This is a genomic window from Pedobacter hiemivivus, from assembly GCF_004331685.1.
Taxonomy (GTDB): domain Bacteria; phylum Bacteroidota; class Bacteroidia; order Sphingobacteriales; family Sphingobacteriaceae; genus Pedobacter; species Pedobacter hiemivivus.
Map to the genome: position 1 here is coordinate 22,676 of NZ_SJSM01000015.1, position 14,555 is coordinate 37,230.

Below are 14,555 nucleotides of genomic sequence, written 5' to 3' on the forward strand. Positions count from 1 at the left end.
GATATTTAACATGAAAAATATAAACAACGCTTTCCTAATCGGAATGATGGCCTTACTGGTGCTAGGTTCATGTAAGAAAAATGAAAATGAGGCAACAGGTACCATTAGCTCTATTATAGATGTAAGCTATATCAAGAAGTTGCATAATGGTGACGATCTTTCTTTGGTAAAGGAAAAATTAATGGGAGCTACACAGATCACCGGTGTAGTTATTTCAGATGTAGACAATGGAAACTTTGTAAAAAACGAATTGGTGATACAAAACTTTTATAAAGGGCGTATAGCTGGAATTATTGTCCGTTTTGATAATAATAGTGACAGCTTTAAGTTAGGAGATTCGGTTAAGGTAGAAATTAACAATACGGTTTTAACGCGAAAAAATGGTTCACTGATGATTAAGGGACTGGATTTTTCTAAAGTGACAAAGATCTCCTCTGGTAATATGATAACAATCAGGGAAGTAACCCTAAGCCAACTTTATGGAGATTTCTTCAATTACGAAAGCACGCTGGTTAAAATTAACAACGTAGGTTTTGCAGAAGCGCATGTTAATGAAACATTTGAAGGAAGTAAGGACTTAAACGACAACACCGGAGGAAAGATCATATTATCTACTAGCGCAGAGGCTAGCTTTTCTGATCTCCTCCTGCCTTTAAACGCAAGTTTAACAGGTATAGCTACTTATTATCATCCAAGCAAAGACAGTTATACTGTAGCTGATAATCTATTAAAGATGAGGAATACAAATGACCTGTCAAATATAAGCGGCGTAGCGTATACCAATTTTCCCGAAAATTTTGAGAACGTACCGGCTGCTAGTAAAGTGCTCTATGATATGCCTTTAATTAACAATACCGTAACTTTTAAAACCGGAAACTGGAAAATCTATCAAGGTGTTATTGGCAATGAAGTAAATAAAGACAAATTCAATCCTTTAGGAAAACAGGCGATTAGATTGCAAGGGAATCTTAGCGAATCGGCTGTGTTGGAAATGGGCTTTGACTTAATGAGTGGGGCTTCAAAAGTTACTTTAGTATATGGGACATATGAAAATGACCTTTCGTCTACATGGAGCTTAGAATATTCGCAAGATGGAGGCGCGACATGGCTACAGTCAGGACAGGTTGTAAAAGATGCCAAAATAAGCCCAAAATCAGCAACTTTCATACTAAACATCGTTGGAAAGGTAAGGTTTAGGATCAATAAGCATGGTTTAGGATTGTCGGATTATCCTTTAATAGAAAACGGAAGACTTAATATCGACGATTTTACAGTTTATCAAAATATTTAATCATCAAAGATTATGAAAGCATTATTTAACCTATTTTTTGCAGCAATATTACTTCTGACTGCATGTAATAAAAAAGATGGGCCGTCTATACCATCAGAAGGTATTAATCCAGTGATCCAAAGTCTCATACCCACATCTGCTGCAGCAAATGCAACCGTCACTATAAAAGGGAAACGTTTCTCTGCTATACCTGTAGAAAACATCGTAAAATTTTCTGGTGTAAAGGCAACGGTATTAAGCGCAACGGATACATTGCTTACAGTACAGGTACCGGAGGATGGAGGTACTGGTTTAATTACCATTACAGTGAAAGACAGAACCAGCAAAGGACCAATATTTTCTTATTTAATAGATGACGATACGAATAACATTATAGACTATATAACCTCTGTTTATACGGGGAAAGGTGTTTCAGGGAATGTGCTGGGCGCATTAGCAGACGCCTCTTTTAATAATCCTGAAGGAATTGCTTTTGATGTAAATGGTGATTTGTTGGTAGCTGATAGGACAAACCAAAGAATCAAGAGGATAGCCAACGGTGTTGTTTCACTAATCGCTGGAAGTGGTACAGCAGGATATGTAAATGGAATAGGTGCAATTGCTAGGTTTAATAATCCATACAGATTAGCCGTTAACAAAGCTGGAACTATCATATATATCGCAGATTTAACCGGAAATAGAATTAGAAAAATAGATGTAGCTACACAAAATGTAACACTTTTTTCGGGACCTTCTACACCGGTAGCCGGGCCTATTGGGTTTTTAGATGGAACCAGTGCAAATGCAAGGTTTAATAATCCGATAGATATGGTTGTTGATGATGAGGGAATATTATATGTAGTAGATAATAATAACCATGCGATTAGGAGAATAGATTTGGATGGATCGACAACAACCTTAGCCGGCGATGGTACGGCAGGTTTTTCTGATGGTTCCTGGCCTAATGTAAAGTTTAACAAGCCTTCTGGAATTTGTATAGACAATGAGGGATATCTCCTGGTGGCCGATAGGTTTAATCATCGGATTAGAAAAATTGACAGGCATACAGGTAAAACTACAACGATAGCTGGAACGGGGATCGTTGGCAGTGTAGATGGGGAAGCTTTAAAGGCAACATTTAATGGACCATTTGGTATCAATGTAGATAAGCAGAACAATATTTATGTTGCTGATCTTGGAAGTCATTCTATCAGACTTGTTAAGACTACCAATCAAGTAATCACTATCGGAGGTATAGGAAGTACCGGTAATACTTTGGGTGGGGTAGGTACCTCTAGCTTTAACAATCCTACAGACATAGATGTAGACATTAACGGCAATATTTTTATTGCAGATATGTCTAATAATAGAATTATCAAGATGACGCCCGTTTCTAAATAGACACACCCATGATAAAAATCAATGTCGCGATACTCCTTTTGTTCTGTCATTTTTTTATTGCCTGTAAAACTAAAGAAGGTGTCGAAAACCCTGAAAACAAAACGGAGCAGGGAGTAAAAAAAGAAATAGATGTTGCTAAAAGTTTAAAAGAAAAAACTGCCCTTATTAAAACGATAAATGCTTACACCGTGAATAGTCTGGCTGATGGTGTGAGAGAAATCAATTTAAAATATACAAATAATAAGAATCAGCAAATGGCTATATTTTTGTTTGAAGTAAATCTGAAAAATAAAAATATAGCCATTAAGCCCCTAATGCCCAACGGTGGCAAAAGTTATGGAAGACAGAGTGTACCGGTAATGATGGAAAAAAATGTCTTTGAAGGCTATCAAATATTAGGTGCAACAAATGGGGATTTCTTTGACAGTGTTACCGGGGAACCTAGAGGTTTGGTTTATATTAACGGAGAAGCTATACGGCCAGTCATTTTGACTGGCTGGGCTTTTTTTGCCATCGATAAAAATGGTTATCCATTGATTTCGGGATCGTCTTTATACAGTCAGTATTCCGCAAGCTTATTACACGCGCTAGGCGGTAGACAAATACTAGTAACCGGAGGACAGGAAATTAAACAAACTGATGTAACCATTGAGCCTCGTACAGGCATCGGATATACCTCAGATGACATAGTTTATATGCTCGTAGCTGATGGAAGAGAAGAAAATTATTCGAATGGTCTAAGCTTTGCAGAAATGGGATCTCTAATGAAAGCCTTGGATGTAAAAGAGGCGATTAACATAGATGGGGGAGGTTCCTCCACCTTTGTGGTAAATACAGATAAGATTACGGTAAAAAATAAGCCATCTGATGGGACTCCAAGACAGGTTGCAAATGGATGGGCAATATGTGTTAAAAAATAATAAAATGAAAAAACATTGGCTTTGGGTTATATTGATCGGTTTTGTTGCCGGATGTTCGGGGAAGAAGCTTTTAACAAATAATAACCCCATTCATGAAATTCTATTAGATAAAACGGGCTGGACAATTGACACACTTAGAAATGATGTGATCTGGTACAAATTCTCTTCTGCAACAGATAAGCAATTTGCCTATCAAAATGTTAATGTCATCTGTTTTAATCCAAAAGCGAAATCAGGTCAGATGGTTTTTGATTACAAAAAGGAAAAAGACTCTTTGTCTGTTTTTGCGGGGAGAATTCCAGGGGCTATTGCGGGAATCAATGCAACGTATTTTTTAGAAAAAAAAGATTCCGCAGACTATATGCACTTAAGGTTGAAAGGTAAAGATCTCCAGCAGGTAAAAATTCCAAAAACCAGTATTTATTGGTGGAAACATCAAGGCATGTTTAGTTTTAATGATGAAGGGACTGCTTTTGACATCAGGTTTTCTCCAGAGAATTTTGGAACTGTAAAGTCTGCTAATATTATGACTGGCGCACCTATGCTGATAGACAATTTCAATCCGGTAGGTTTGAAGTTTGCCGATACGACAGGTATGGGGAGCAAGGTCAACAAACTGCACTATGAGCACTACCTGAGGCATCAGGGAGTGAGGCATCCAAGGACCGCGATTGCCGTAACTAAAAAAGGTTATTTATTGTTAATCACCGTTGATGGTAGAAATAAAATAGCAAAAGGCATGTCTGCGAAAGAACTTACAGAATTTTTGCGACGCTATTTCAACCCTAAATCAGTAATGAACATAGATGGAGGAGGCTCTACTATGATGTGGGTAAAAGGACAGCCATACAATGGTATTGTGAACTACCCTACAGACAATAAAAAGTTTGATCATTACGGGCAACGTATGGTGGAAACAGCGATTATTATTAAGTAAATCCTCACACATAAATTATTGTAATTAAAATGGAATTAAAAAAGAAGTTTCTATTATGGGTTTTGTCTTTGTGTTTTTTTTGTGCTGCGGCACAAAAAAAAACTGCTTACAAGCCATTAAAGTTGGGCTACTCAATCGGGCTCAATAAAATTAGTAAAGAAGAACTGCAAAACGCAAAAAAAGCGGGGATAGATTATATCGAAATAGGCGGTTGGAATGCTTTGCTGGATAAGCAAACCAGAGCATTTATTCTGAGTGACGAGGATCTTAAAAAGAAAATAGACGAGGTAAAACTTATTGCAGATGAAGCAGGCATAAAAATATGGTCATTACATATGCCATATGGAAAAGATGAAGATATTTCTATTGCGGACGAAGTTGCAAGAAAGCGTACTTTAAGTACACATGAAAAAATTATTAAATATGCTGCTGTACTAAAACCTCAGATTATTTTATTCCATCCCAGTTGGTATTTAGGCTTAAATGAACGCGAATTGCGAAAAGATGAACTTATAAAATCGGCACTTGAACTCAATAAGAAGGTGGAAAAAATTAATGCTAAAATGGTTGTAGAGAATATGCTTGGTCCGCAATTATTGAAAAGCCCTCAGCAGGAAAGACCATTATGCCGCTCTGTAGATGAAGTAACAGAAATTATGGGACGATTGCCAAAAAATATTTATGCGGCGGTAGATATGAACCATATTAAAAACCCGGAAAAACTGATTAACGCATTAGGGAATCGATTGAAATCTGTCCACATTGCAGATGGCGACGGATTAGCAGAACGACATTACTTTCCATGTTCAGGAAAGGGGAAGAATGATTGGAATGCTATTTTTTCGGCTTTGTATGGCGCAGGTTATGACGGAGCTTTTATTTATGAATCCGCATATCCTTCATTAGCGGCTATGAAGCCTTGTTACGAAACAATGTATACAAACTTCCTTTCTACTATTAAAGAGAAATAGAAAATTTGGCATTGATCCTTATAAAGGAAAGATCAATGCCAAATTTGTGAAACAATAAGTCCGAGAACCTTATTTTTCTTGTACCATTTTTCTAAAGTTGATTACACTTGCTGTCACATCAGGAACATTTTTTTCCCAATTGTACTCGTACTCTGCAGAGATTACTCCTTTAAACTGCTGACGTTTTAATTCGGCAATTACTCCCTTAACATTACTTACGCCCGTACCCCAATGTACATCATGAGCTTTAACATTCCCAAATTCATTAAGGTCCTTAAGATGTAATTGAATCACATGGCCTTCTAATTGTTTTAACGCCGCAATAGGATCTAAGCCAGAACGGACCCAATGGCCGATGTCAGCACAGGCTCCTAAACGTTTACTTTGACCTTTAATGGTATTTAATACGACATCTGGCTTCCAATAAATAGATGGGTTGGGGTGATTATGGATCGCTGCATTAATCTGATATTTATCACATAGTTTTGAAACCAGGGGAATGTCTTTATTCTGTGGTTCGCAGGTGATATTCTCGACACCCATAGACTTAGCAAATGCAAATATTTTTTCCCAATCATTGCTATCTTTTGTCGTGATTACACCGTATGAAACCAAGCGGATACCCTTTGCTTTAAGCAGTTTTTGTAGATAGGTTTTACTTGTCTCGGACATACGGAAATCCATCTTTTCCTGTATTCCTCCACCGATAATTTGTGAAGGGTAGGCTTCTACAAAATGCAAACCACAACTGTCTATTTTAGACAAAGCCTGGGTAAAACTAAATCTGTTAAAAGTATAGGCTTGCGCGCCAAGCTTCCAACCTAGACTTACTTCTGGATCGTTTTGTGTAGTGTTTTTAGAGGAATTAAGTCTTGAGCTGCATGATATGTAGGTAGTGATGATAATTACAGCAAAAAGCAGCAGTTTGTTGGTGTTTGAGTATCTATTTTTCATATTGTCTTCTATTAGAATTTTATCTAGTTGTTTAATATTTTATTTTTTTAGCTACATAGTTCGCTAAAGTCCAATATTTTTTTGACTTTTTATCATAACTAATTTGAATTTTTTACTACTCCCCAGAAAATCATGATTCCATTAGTTTACGCCTTTTAACCATGATTTTTAAGCGCTGTCTTTTGAGCGAGAGGTTAACACCTGCTTCCTGATTTTCTCTATGATATAATTTGTAGGCATGGAGCACATCTTTATAATTAAGTATGCCAATCACTTTATTCAAATCCCCGGATGAGACAACTGGTAAAAATTCTTCTCCTGTAGATGCCATCAATTCTACAGCTTTGGAAAGTCGATCGCTGTCTTTTAATATCGGGAGGTCCTTATGCGTGAGTTCATTAATCATCTTCCTTTCAACTGCAATTTTTCCCCCTTCACCAAGTACCTGGGCAACCGTTATGCCCCTCAATACATCTGGTTCATAGGAGTCCGGAGTGTAAATTCCCCTTCGGGCAATCTTTTCAGTCATGATGGTGTTCTCCATAAAGAAGAAAGAGATCAGATATGATGCGGTACAAGCCCCTAATAGCGGTAGTAAGGCATGAGATTGCATAGTAGCCTCTAAGGCAAAGGCGATGCTTGTTAAATAGGCTCTAGAAGCGCCAGCAAACATGGAAGACATGCCAATAAGAGCGGCCATGGGGATACTGATTCCTGAAGCTGGGAAGAATAAGAGGATAATGCTGCCTAGAATGGCTCCTGCGGCACCACCTATGGTTAATAGAGGAGCCAGCGTTCCACCAGATGTTCCACTTCCAAGCGCAATAGCCCAGGAAAGGAACTTAAAAAAACATAAGCTCAGCATCAGTGCAAGCGAAACTTTACCAGACAACATGTTGATGATGTTATCGTAGCCAACGCCTAATGTATGGGGTGCAAAATAGCCGATTAGGCCTACTGCAAGCCCGCCAATTGCTGGCCACCACATCCAATGAACAGGTAGTTTCTCAAAGGTGTCTTCAATCAAGTAAACAATTTTCGTTAGCCCTAAGGACATAAAACCAATGACGATGCCGATTGCACTATAAATACCAAGCGCCATATTTGATGGGCTCTCTAAATCAGACATTGGAAATACGGGTCCGGATTCAAAAAGCAGTTGGTGTCCTGCAGCCCCTGTTATACAGGCAAGCGCTACAGGTAAAATTGCCTTCGGGGAAAACTCAAAAAGTAACAATTCAATGGCCAGGAAAATAGCTGCGATGGGGGTGCCGAATATGGCCGACATCCCAGCTGTTGCACCGGCTGCAAGGATGATTTTACGTTCGTTGGGGGTAATTTTAAACAGCTGTCCAATAGTTGAGCCTAAAGCTCCGCCTGTAGCAATGATTGGTCCTTCCGCACCAAAAGGTCCACCAGATCCAATTGCAATAGCGGATGAAATTGGTTTTAAAAAAGCAATGGATGGTTTGATTCTACTTTGATTAACGAGGACTTGTTCCATTGCCTCAGGTATTCCATGGCCTCTGATCGCTTTGGAACCAAATAAAGCCATCAGGCCGACCAGAATTCCCCCCAACGCTGGAAGAATGATAACCCATAACCCAAGATGGTTGTTGGCAGGACTGTTAAAACTGAACTCAAAGTTCCCATAGAAGCAGATATTCGTGACCAGATTAATTAATAATACCAAGCCTTTGGCGATGATGCTGATTAAAAGAGCCACCGAAATGGATAACAAAGATATTTGTAATAAACGCTTTTTCATTTTTTACTTAATTGTATTTATAGCTGTATCAATTTCTGATTTGAAAACTGCTGCAAAGGTATGGTTTGTGATTTGTTTTTTTAATATTTTTATTGTTTATAATATATTTATTTTTGATTATTTGATATTTAATTGATTTAAAATATTGTTTAAGCAATATTAATTGTGTTCTGTGTTTTATGATTTGAGCATTGGGAGATTGTCTTAAAAGTTGCATATTTGAGGCATGAAAGAATGCAGTGATTTATGTGATCTTAAAAGTTGCTTCTTATGTAAACTTTGTTTACCGGAGTGGTTGCCAGCTCTTGCGGTTAAGAAACGGAATTTTGAAGTAAAGAAAGGGGAGTTGCTGTTTACTGAGGGAGATGCGGTGACCGGAATTTATTTCGTGTATACGGGAAACTTTAAAGTTCACAAAAGGTGGGATAAGGAAAAGGAACTGATCATTCGTTTTGCAACTTCCGGAGATATTGTGGGCCATATGGGATTAGGCGAAAAGCTTTTTTATCCTGTTTCGGCAACGGCATTAGAACCTGCAGTAGTTTGTTTTCTGGAAATGGATTTTTTCGAAACTACCCTCAAAGTAAATGCGAATCTCACCTATGAACTCATGAAGTTCTTTGCAAATGAACTCCAGAATTCACACAGAAGTATGCGGAATTTAGCTCATATGTCAGTGAAGGCACGTATTGCACAAGCTTTTGTTTCTCTTGGATCCCAGTTTGGTCTGGATAAAGATGGTGTTATTGCTGTAGAAATGAGTAGGCAAGATATTTCTTCATTTGCTGGAACAACTTACGAAACCTTGTTTAAGGTGCTAAATGAGTTTGCAAAACTTAAAATTTTAACGATAACAGGCAGAAAGATCCAGGTTTTGGATGAAACTAAATTACTGGAAATTATCGCTAGTGATAATGCTTAGTTGGAAACGTCATCGTTTTTAATTGATCTCGTGCTCTTTTTTACAGCATCTTTTAGCTTTCCAAAGCTGTAATTCAGGCTTACCTTGTAAGAACGAAAGTAGGAGATTTCGGTTGAGCTCTGCTCAAATTCAGATCCAGTCAATTGTACTATGTTAGATCGGTACTTCATAAACGGATTATTGATTGTAGCAGAAAAACTGAGTTTGTTGGCAATGAGCTCCTTTGATAAGCCAAAAGAAGAACTGCTTTGGTAGTTGGTCTCGCGTTGAAGTGTGAAGCTTCGACTTTTGTAGTTCATACTAGCACTGGCTCGCCATCCTTTATCTAACTTAAGACCACTATTGAGGCCTACAGAATACATTAACCCACTGGTGCTGATGGGTGCTTTTCCGTCGCTACCCTCAATCTTACCATACATTGCTTTGGCATTGGTTGAAAAATTCCACTTTTTTGTAATGGGATAGTTAATGCTGATGTTGGAACTCAGTAGTTTGGCAGATCCAGTGTTTTGATAGGCTATACGAGTGATATTGGTTGTAGGATCATAGCTGGCAACTTGATTGATCAGCGAATTAAAAACCGTGTAATCAAGACCAATATTAATAAAAGCCTTTTTTTGCAGACTGTAGCTGAGCTGCAGGCCATTGGCTACAATTGGGTGCAGTGCCGGATTACCACTCGTTTCTACATTAGGATTTGACCTGTTTACAAAAGGATTAAGCTGATAAATTCCCGGTCGCTGGATGCGTTGTGTGAAGCCCATGTTGATTGTTGAAGCATTTCCTAACTTGTGACTAATGGCAATGGCTGGCAATAAGTTCAGTTGCTTCTGGGAAATACTAGTCTGGCTGCTCATAAAATCTGCATGAATCAGTGTATATTCTAATCGAAATCCAGCTTTGATGTTGAGGCTGCTTAAACGGAACTGATAAGTATTGTAGGCTGCATATACATTTTGATTGTTATCAAAATTATTACTTCTTTGCGGGTCAATCTCGAAGTTACCCAAGAAGTTATTGAAACTTAAATAATGAAAATCACTGCTGTTGCTTCTAAATATGCTCTTAATTCCAGCTTCAATATCTATTTTTTTGACGACTGTGACAAAGTCGAGCTGTACAGTGTGCTCGGCTGAATTTCCTTTATTGTATTGTTGATAATCTGCCTGATCAAAATTGATTTGCTGAGAAAAACTGATATGGTTATCGCTCTGGTAACCATAGGTATAAAAACGGTAGGACAGCGTAAGCAGTTGTTTTTTATTTTTAACAGAACCCAACTGATAGTTTAGCGAGGCATCTGTGCCGTTTCCATTGCCTATGTTTTTATTATCGAGCAGGTACTGCTGCATGGATTGCCCGGTAGTAGCGCTTAGTTGTGTACTATAACCACTTTCTTTGCTTCCACTAACGTTTAATGACGCAGAGAGTAGATTTAAACTATCTATTTCATAGCTAAGCTCTGTACCGAAGTAACCGCTATGACTGTCTTTTTTTTTCGAATTATCTTGGTTTAAGATAGTATTGGTAGAGGTTCTGGTATTGTAGTCAGATGTGACCGGTGTATTGTAGATACCCCCACCACTAAATGCAGTGAAACCGAATTTGCCTAATTTCGCAGAAAGCGAGCCTCCTGCTCTAGGCCCAGCAGTTGGGGTTGTAGCATTTAAGTTAAGAGTTCCATTGTATCCAGGAGATAGTTTTTTGTTTGTAATGATGTTAATGATGCCTACTAATCCTTCCGCATCATATTTTGAAGGTGGAGTGGTAATCACCTCAACCTTTTGAATCGTTGATGAGGGCATGCTACGCAATACCTCTTTCAGATTTCTTTCCATCATTGCTGAGGGCCTTCCATTGATCAGGACTTTATAGTTGGAACTTCCCTTTAACTCAACGTTGTCTGCAGCATCTACACTGAGCATAGGAATTTTTTTCATCATTTCCAGCGTACTGCTCGATTTGCTGTCAGGGTCAGCTTGCAGGTCATAGCTGAGCCGATCAATCTCTTGCTTAATTAGGGGTTTGCTAGCAGATATGGTTACAGTTGAAAGTGTTTTGGCCGAATCTGTAGCTTTCGTGGCCGGTATTACTTTTTTCTGAACGTCTTGTGCCCTGCTGATGGCAGGAAGAAAAAATAGGGCAATAAGAATCCCTATTACGGAAATTATGTTTTTCGTAAGCATGTGAGTTGAAATAAATGGTGGGTAGAATGAGCTGTAAAAGCTTTCAGCGAGTTTTTACTTTTGCTGTTTTTTCATGATGAGATAATAGGTAAGAAAACCCATTGCGATGCTAATTAGAACTACGCCATATGGAAGACTGGATTCATCGGCCGGATAGGGAAGGAACTCTATCAGAATAAGCCCTGCTCCACCAAATAAAAATATCAGTCCCCATTTAAGTACTTCTGAACCTAAACCGGAAAGACTCATTAGAAATTTTAAACTGTTCTCATCTATCGGACCTGAATCGATGATTCTTTTTTTAAGTCTATAGTTATAAAGAGCGATGATGACGATGGCCACTACAATACAGATGGCTATAGGGGTAAGAAAAATGATTTCTTTTTTCATGTGTTGATCTGTTTATGGCAATTAGACAACTGCCAATTGAATAAAGTTGCAGTTTATTTATTTTCTGAAGTACTAGTTTCTTTGAAAGGGGCTTTTTTTATCATGATATGGTCGAGATATTGGATCAGAAAAAGTAATGGAAATGTGAGGATGAAGATCCATTTATGCTCAGTTATCGACTTCGTTATATGGGTTTGGTAGGCTTTGTCTAGAAATAATAAACCCAGGAACAATACGGTCATGGCCGAAATGAAGATAAATGCCCAGCCTCCATAAAACCTGATCCTGTTTTTGCGTTGCAACTGATGCTGTAACTTGTTGCGGACTTTAGCCGAAAAGTCCATCCTCAATCCTTCTTCTGGAGGTGTAGAAAGGGCATTGAATACTAATTTTTCTATATCCTCTTCACTATATTTCTTCATCATACGTCATTTTTTAAGTAATCTTCCAATCTTTCCTTTAGTAGTTTTCGACCACGGAATAGGTAGCTTTTAATTGTCCCCTCTGGTAATGCGGTAACTTGTTCAATTTCCTGATAGGAAAATTCCTCCAGATGGAATAAGGTAAGTACCATTCTGTATTGGTGCGGTAGCTGAGCCATCAGGTAATTAACATATTTGTTCACATCTTTTTTTATCAGTTCATTTTCGGGATCTGTAAGCGTGAAATGGTAATTTTCAATATCCTCAGGGTACTGATCGAAACTGTCTCTTTTATTTTTTTTGATGTGATTTAGTGCCGTTGAATATGCGATTCGTGCAATCCAGGTAGAAAGCTTAGACTGGTAGCTGAAATCTTTAAGGCTTTTGAAAACCTTGATGAATACTTCCTGGCAAATATCCTGGGCATCGTCATTACTGCTCACCAGCTTAAAGCAAATGTGAAAGACTAGCCTTTCATATTGTTTTACCAATAAATCAAAGGCTCTGAGGTCGCCATTAAGAATTTTAGGGATTGCTACCCTTTCATCAAACATCAGCTATTAGACAATGGCCAAAGAAGGAATGTTGCAATAAATCTGATTTATTTTTAAGTATGTCAGCTGTATGATAATTTTTTTCGGATTTTTAGGAGGTCGAGATTGAAGCGGTATGGACAGCGCACTTGATTTTTACTGCTGCTCTACTGCTAGATGCCTTTGAGTCGGATTTTATCGAACCAAGTCGAACCATAGACGAACCAGAGTATACTTTGGTACGGCTATGTTAAGGACGACGGTACTAGTCTCCTGCAGGTTTGATTAAGATTTGATTTTAAATTGGAATTGCCCGCTTTTGCTGATTTTTTCAAACCAAAATTTTGGGTTTGAATTGCAATATCTCGAATAGATATTTGCAATTATGTGTTAAAAAAAGCACCCATAGAAGGATGCTTTTTTTGATTTCCTGGGCTTAACTAAGTTTTACTTTCGTTGCATTTAAGCCTTTTTTACCATTTTCAACCTCGTAAGTAACGTGGTCGTTTTCTCTTACCTTATCAATAAGGCCTGTAACGTGTACAAATATTTCCGGTTCACCATTCTCTGGTACGATGAATCCAAATCCTTTTGACTCATTAAAAAATTTTACTGTTCCTTCTGGCATTGCAATGTTAATTTAAATTTTAAGTATAGGTATTATTATAGTATTGGTATTAAACAATAATGCAATATAATTATTTTTGATGCTTCAAAACAAATTAAATTACTACAGAATGCCTCTTTACTGAAATTTGTCCCCTTTGGGACTTAATGTCGGTAAAAGGATGCTAATTAAATAGATACATTGTAATTGTAAGTTTTACTATTACTTTTGGGGTATTAAAATTAACGTACCATATTTTGTCCAGCACACAAAAATCATCGCAGGAAGTAGTTCATGAAGATATTGAAGCCGTTATTCAATTACTGAGCAGGGTTTATCCAATGAGCGAAGCCTTAATTCAGGAATTTTATGACAACATTATCGCTTTAGATCTTAACAAAAACGATGTTTTGGTAGAAGAAGGCTGTATTTGCCATTATATGTACTTTATTAAGAAGGGCGCACTTATGGGGCGGGCAACACACAACGGTAAGCAGATTGTAACTTATATATCTGTGGAGAACGAATTTGTGAGCTCTATTTCCGGTCTGTTTGGAGACAATGTTTCAAAGGAAGCCATTGTGGCTGTTGAAGAGGTGAGCTTGCTGGCTATGCATTATGATACGCTTCAACGATTATTTTTATCCCATTTTGATCTTAATTTTTTGTTCAGGGTAATGGTTGAACAGTATTATAAAGATGCCCAGGAGCGTACTTATATTGTTAGGGTTGGGAATGCTAAAGAAAGATATTTATACTTCATTAAAAACAAACCTGGATATTTGGAAAGATTGCCCCTGGAATGTGTGGCCTCACTTTTGGATGTAAAGCCATTAACCTTAGTTAAAATCCAGAAACAGCATGCTTTATCCTTAAAAAAGGATGAAGACACCGAAGCCTTATATCGTAAAATTGAAGAACACATTAAAGTTCATGAAACTTTTAGAAAGCAGGACATCTCTTTAAGCACTTTGGCGAGTGAATTGGGTATTTCGCCAAATAAACTATCTTCAGTTTTAAATCATTATTATAAGCTCAAATTTGTAGATTTTATCAACACTTATCGGGTCAATTATATTAAAAATCTCATGGCCAGCCCAGAGGCTATTCATCATTTTACCATTGAAGCATTAGCAGGGAATGCTGGTTTTGCATCCAGGAGTGCCTTTTATACTGCGTTTAAAAAATTGGTAGGCATGAGCCCCATTCAATATGCCAGAAATATTAAATCAGAAAAACTGGTTTAATTCTCAAGGGCGTATCAATCAGCTTAT

14 protein-coding genes are annotated in these 14,555 nt (G+C 37.8%); 7 read left to right on the forward strand and 7 right to left on the reverse strand.

Translation table 11 applies throughout. The annotated features are described in order from the left end of the window. Positions 1-10: 10 nt before the first annotated feature. From EZ444_RS19375 to EZ444_RS19395, 5 genes are read left to right on the forward strand one after another with little or no spacing between them, the layout of a single operon-like run. Positions 11-1,291, forward strand: a complete 1,281-nt coding sequence (locus EZ444_RS19375; protein ID WP_131610804.1) for a DUF5689 domain-containing protein — start codon at positions 11-13, stop codon at positions 1,289-1,291. Between the two features lie 12 nt (positions 1,292-1,303). Beyond that, on the forward strand, positions 1,304-2,671 hold the full coding sequence (locus tag EZ444_RS19380) for an IPT/TIG domain-containing protein (RefSeq protein WP_131610805.1): 1,368 nt from the start codon (positions 1,304-1,306) through the stop codon (positions 2,669-2,671). Positions 2,672-2,679: 8 nt separating this feature from the next. Beyond that, complete coding sequence (locus EZ444_RS19385; protein ID WP_131610806.1) at positions 2,680-3,591, forward strand: phosphodiester glycosidase family protein; 912 nt, start codon at positions 2,680-2,682, stop codon at positions 3,589-3,591. Positions 3,592-3,595: 4 nt separating this feature from the next. Continuing rightward, entirely contained in the window at positions 3,596-4,528 is a 933-nt protein-coding gene (locus EZ444_RS19390; RefSeq protein WP_165503671.1) for a phosphodiester glycosidase family protein, read from the forward strand. Positions 4,529-4,557: 29 nt separating this feature from the next. Continuing rightward, a complete protein-coding gene (locus tag EZ444_RS19395) occupies positions 4,558-5,499 on the forward strand; it encodes a sugar phosphate isomerase/epimerase family protein (RefSeq protein ID WP_131610808.1) in 942 nt (313 codons plus the stop codon). Between the two features lie 69 nt (positions 5,500-5,568). Here EZ444_RS19395 and EZ444_RS19400 read toward each other — a convergent pair whose 3' ends face one another. After that, positions 5,569-6,453 (reverse strand): sugar phosphate isomerase/epimerase family protein, encoded by an 885-nt coding sequence (locus EZ444_RS19400; RefSeq protein ID WP_131610809.1) that lies wholly within the window; start codon positions 6,451-6,453, stop codon positions 5,569-5,571. 130 nt (positions 6,454-6,583) lie between these two features. After that, entirely contained in the window at positions 6,584-8,179 is a 1,596-nt protein-coding gene (locus EZ444_RS19405) for a chloride channel protein (protein WP_225874775.1), read from the reverse strand. Between the two features lie 268 nt (positions 8,180-8,447). On the opposite strand from EZ444_RS19405, the gene EZ444_RS19410 reads away from it, so the two are divergent. Further along, positions 8,448-9,143, forward strand: a complete 696-nt coding sequence (locus tag EZ444_RS19410; protein ID WP_131610811.1) for a Crp/Fnr family transcriptional regulator — start codon at positions 8,448-8,450, stop codon at positions 9,141-9,143. On the opposite strand, the gene EZ444_RS19415 is transcribed toward EZ444_RS19410, so the two are convergent. The 5 genes from EZ444_RS19415 to EZ444_RS19435 form a co-directional block, all read right to left on the reverse strand. Then, positions 9,140-11,329: an outer membrane beta-barrel protein gene (locus EZ444_RS19415; RefSeq protein ID WP_131610812.1), complete on the reverse strand. Its 2,190-nt coding sequence runs from the start codon at positions 11,327-11,329 to the stop codon at positions 9,140-9,142. The two genes, EZ444_RS19410 and EZ444_RS19415, sit on opposite strands and share 4 nt — an antisense overlap. A 54-nt stretch (positions 11,330-11,383) precedes the next feature. Next, positions 11,384-11,719 carry a hypothetical protein gene (locus EZ444_RS19420; protein ID WP_131610813.1) on the reverse strand — a complete coding sequence of 112 codons (336 nt, stop codon included), beginning with the start codon at positions 11,717-11,719 and terminating at the stop codon, positions 11,384-11,386. 53 nt (positions 11,720-11,772) lie between these two features. After that, positions 11,773-12,144 (reverse strand): hypothetical protein, encoded by a 372-nt coding sequence (locus tag EZ444_RS19425; RefSeq protein WP_131610814.1) that lies wholly within the window; start codon positions 12,142-12,144, stop codon positions 11,773-11,775. Then, positions 12,141-12,695 (reverse strand): RNA polymerase sigma factor, encoded by a 555-nt coding sequence (locus tag EZ444_RS19430; RefSeq protein ID WP_131610815.1) that lies wholly within the window; start codon positions 12,693-12,695, stop codon positions 12,141-12,143. Before EZ444_RS19430 ends, EZ444_RS19425 begins: the two co-directional genes overlap by 4 nt. Before the next feature lie 415 nt (positions 12,696-13,110). Next, entirely contained in the window at positions 13,111-13,302 is a 192-nt protein-coding gene (locus tag EZ444_RS19435; protein ID WP_131610816.1) for a cold-shock protein, read from the reverse strand. A 236-nt stretch (positions 13,303-13,538) separates the two neighbouring features. Here EZ444_RS19435 and EZ444_RS19440 point away from each other — a divergent pair, with 236 nt between their 5' ends. Then, on the forward strand, positions 13,539-14,528 hold the full coding sequence (locus EZ444_RS19440; RefSeq protein ID WP_131610817.1) for a helix-turn-helix domain-containing protein: 990 nt from the start codon (positions 13,539-13,541) through the stop codon (positions 14,526-14,528). The last annotated feature ends 27 nt before the right edge of the window (positions 14,529-14,555 follow it).

Bases quoted from the DNA above. Each gene is read 5' to 3' on its own strand.
- EZ444_RS19375 (WP_131610804.1), top strand. From the start codon at position 11: ATGAAAAATATAAACAACGCTTTCCTAATCGGAATGATGGCCTTACTG.
- EZ444_RS19380 (WP_131610805.1), top strand. From the start codon at position 1,304: ATGAAAGCATTATTTAACCTATTTTTTGCAGCAATATTACTTCTGACT.
- EZ444_RS19385 (WP_131610806.1), top strand. From the start codon at position 2,680: ATGATAAAAATCAATGTCGCGATACTCCTTTTGTTCTGTCATTTTTTT.
- EZ444_RS19390 (WP_165503671.1), top strand. From the start codon at position 3,596: ATGAAAAAACATTGGCTTTGGGTTATATTGATCGGTTTTGTTGCCGGA.
- EZ444_RS19395 (WP_131610808.1), top strand. From the start codon at position 4,558: ATGGAATTAAAAAAGAAGTTTCTATTATGGGTTTTGTCTTTGTGTTTT.
- EZ444_RS19400 (WP_131610809.1), bottom strand. From the start codon at position 6,453: ATGAAAAATAGATACTCAAACACCAACAAACTGCTGCTTTTTGCTGTA.
- EZ444_RS19410 (WP_131610811.1), top strand. From the start codon at position 8,448: ATGAAAGAATGCAGTGATTTATGTGATCTTAAAAGTTGCTTCTTATGT.
- EZ444_RS19415 (WP_131610812.1), bottom strand. From the start codon at position 11,329: ATGCTTACGAAAAACATAATTTCCGTAATAGGGATTCTTATTGCCCTA.
- EZ444_RS19420 (WP_131610813.1), bottom strand. From the start codon at position 11,719: ATGAAAAAAGAAATCATTTTTCTTACCCCTATAGCCATCTGTATTGTA.
- EZ444_RS19425 (WP_131610814.1), bottom strand. From the start codon at position 12,144: ATGATGAAGAAATATAGTGAAGAGGATATAGAAAAATTAGTATTCAAT.
- EZ444_RS19430 (WP_131610815.1), bottom strand. From the start codon at position 12,695: ATGTTTGATGAAAGGGTAGCAATCCCTAAAATTCTTAATGGCGACCTC.
- EZ444_RS19435 (WP_131610816.1), bottom strand. From the start codon at position 13,302: ATGCCAGAAGGAACAGTAAAATTTTTTAATGAGTCAAAAGGATTTGGA.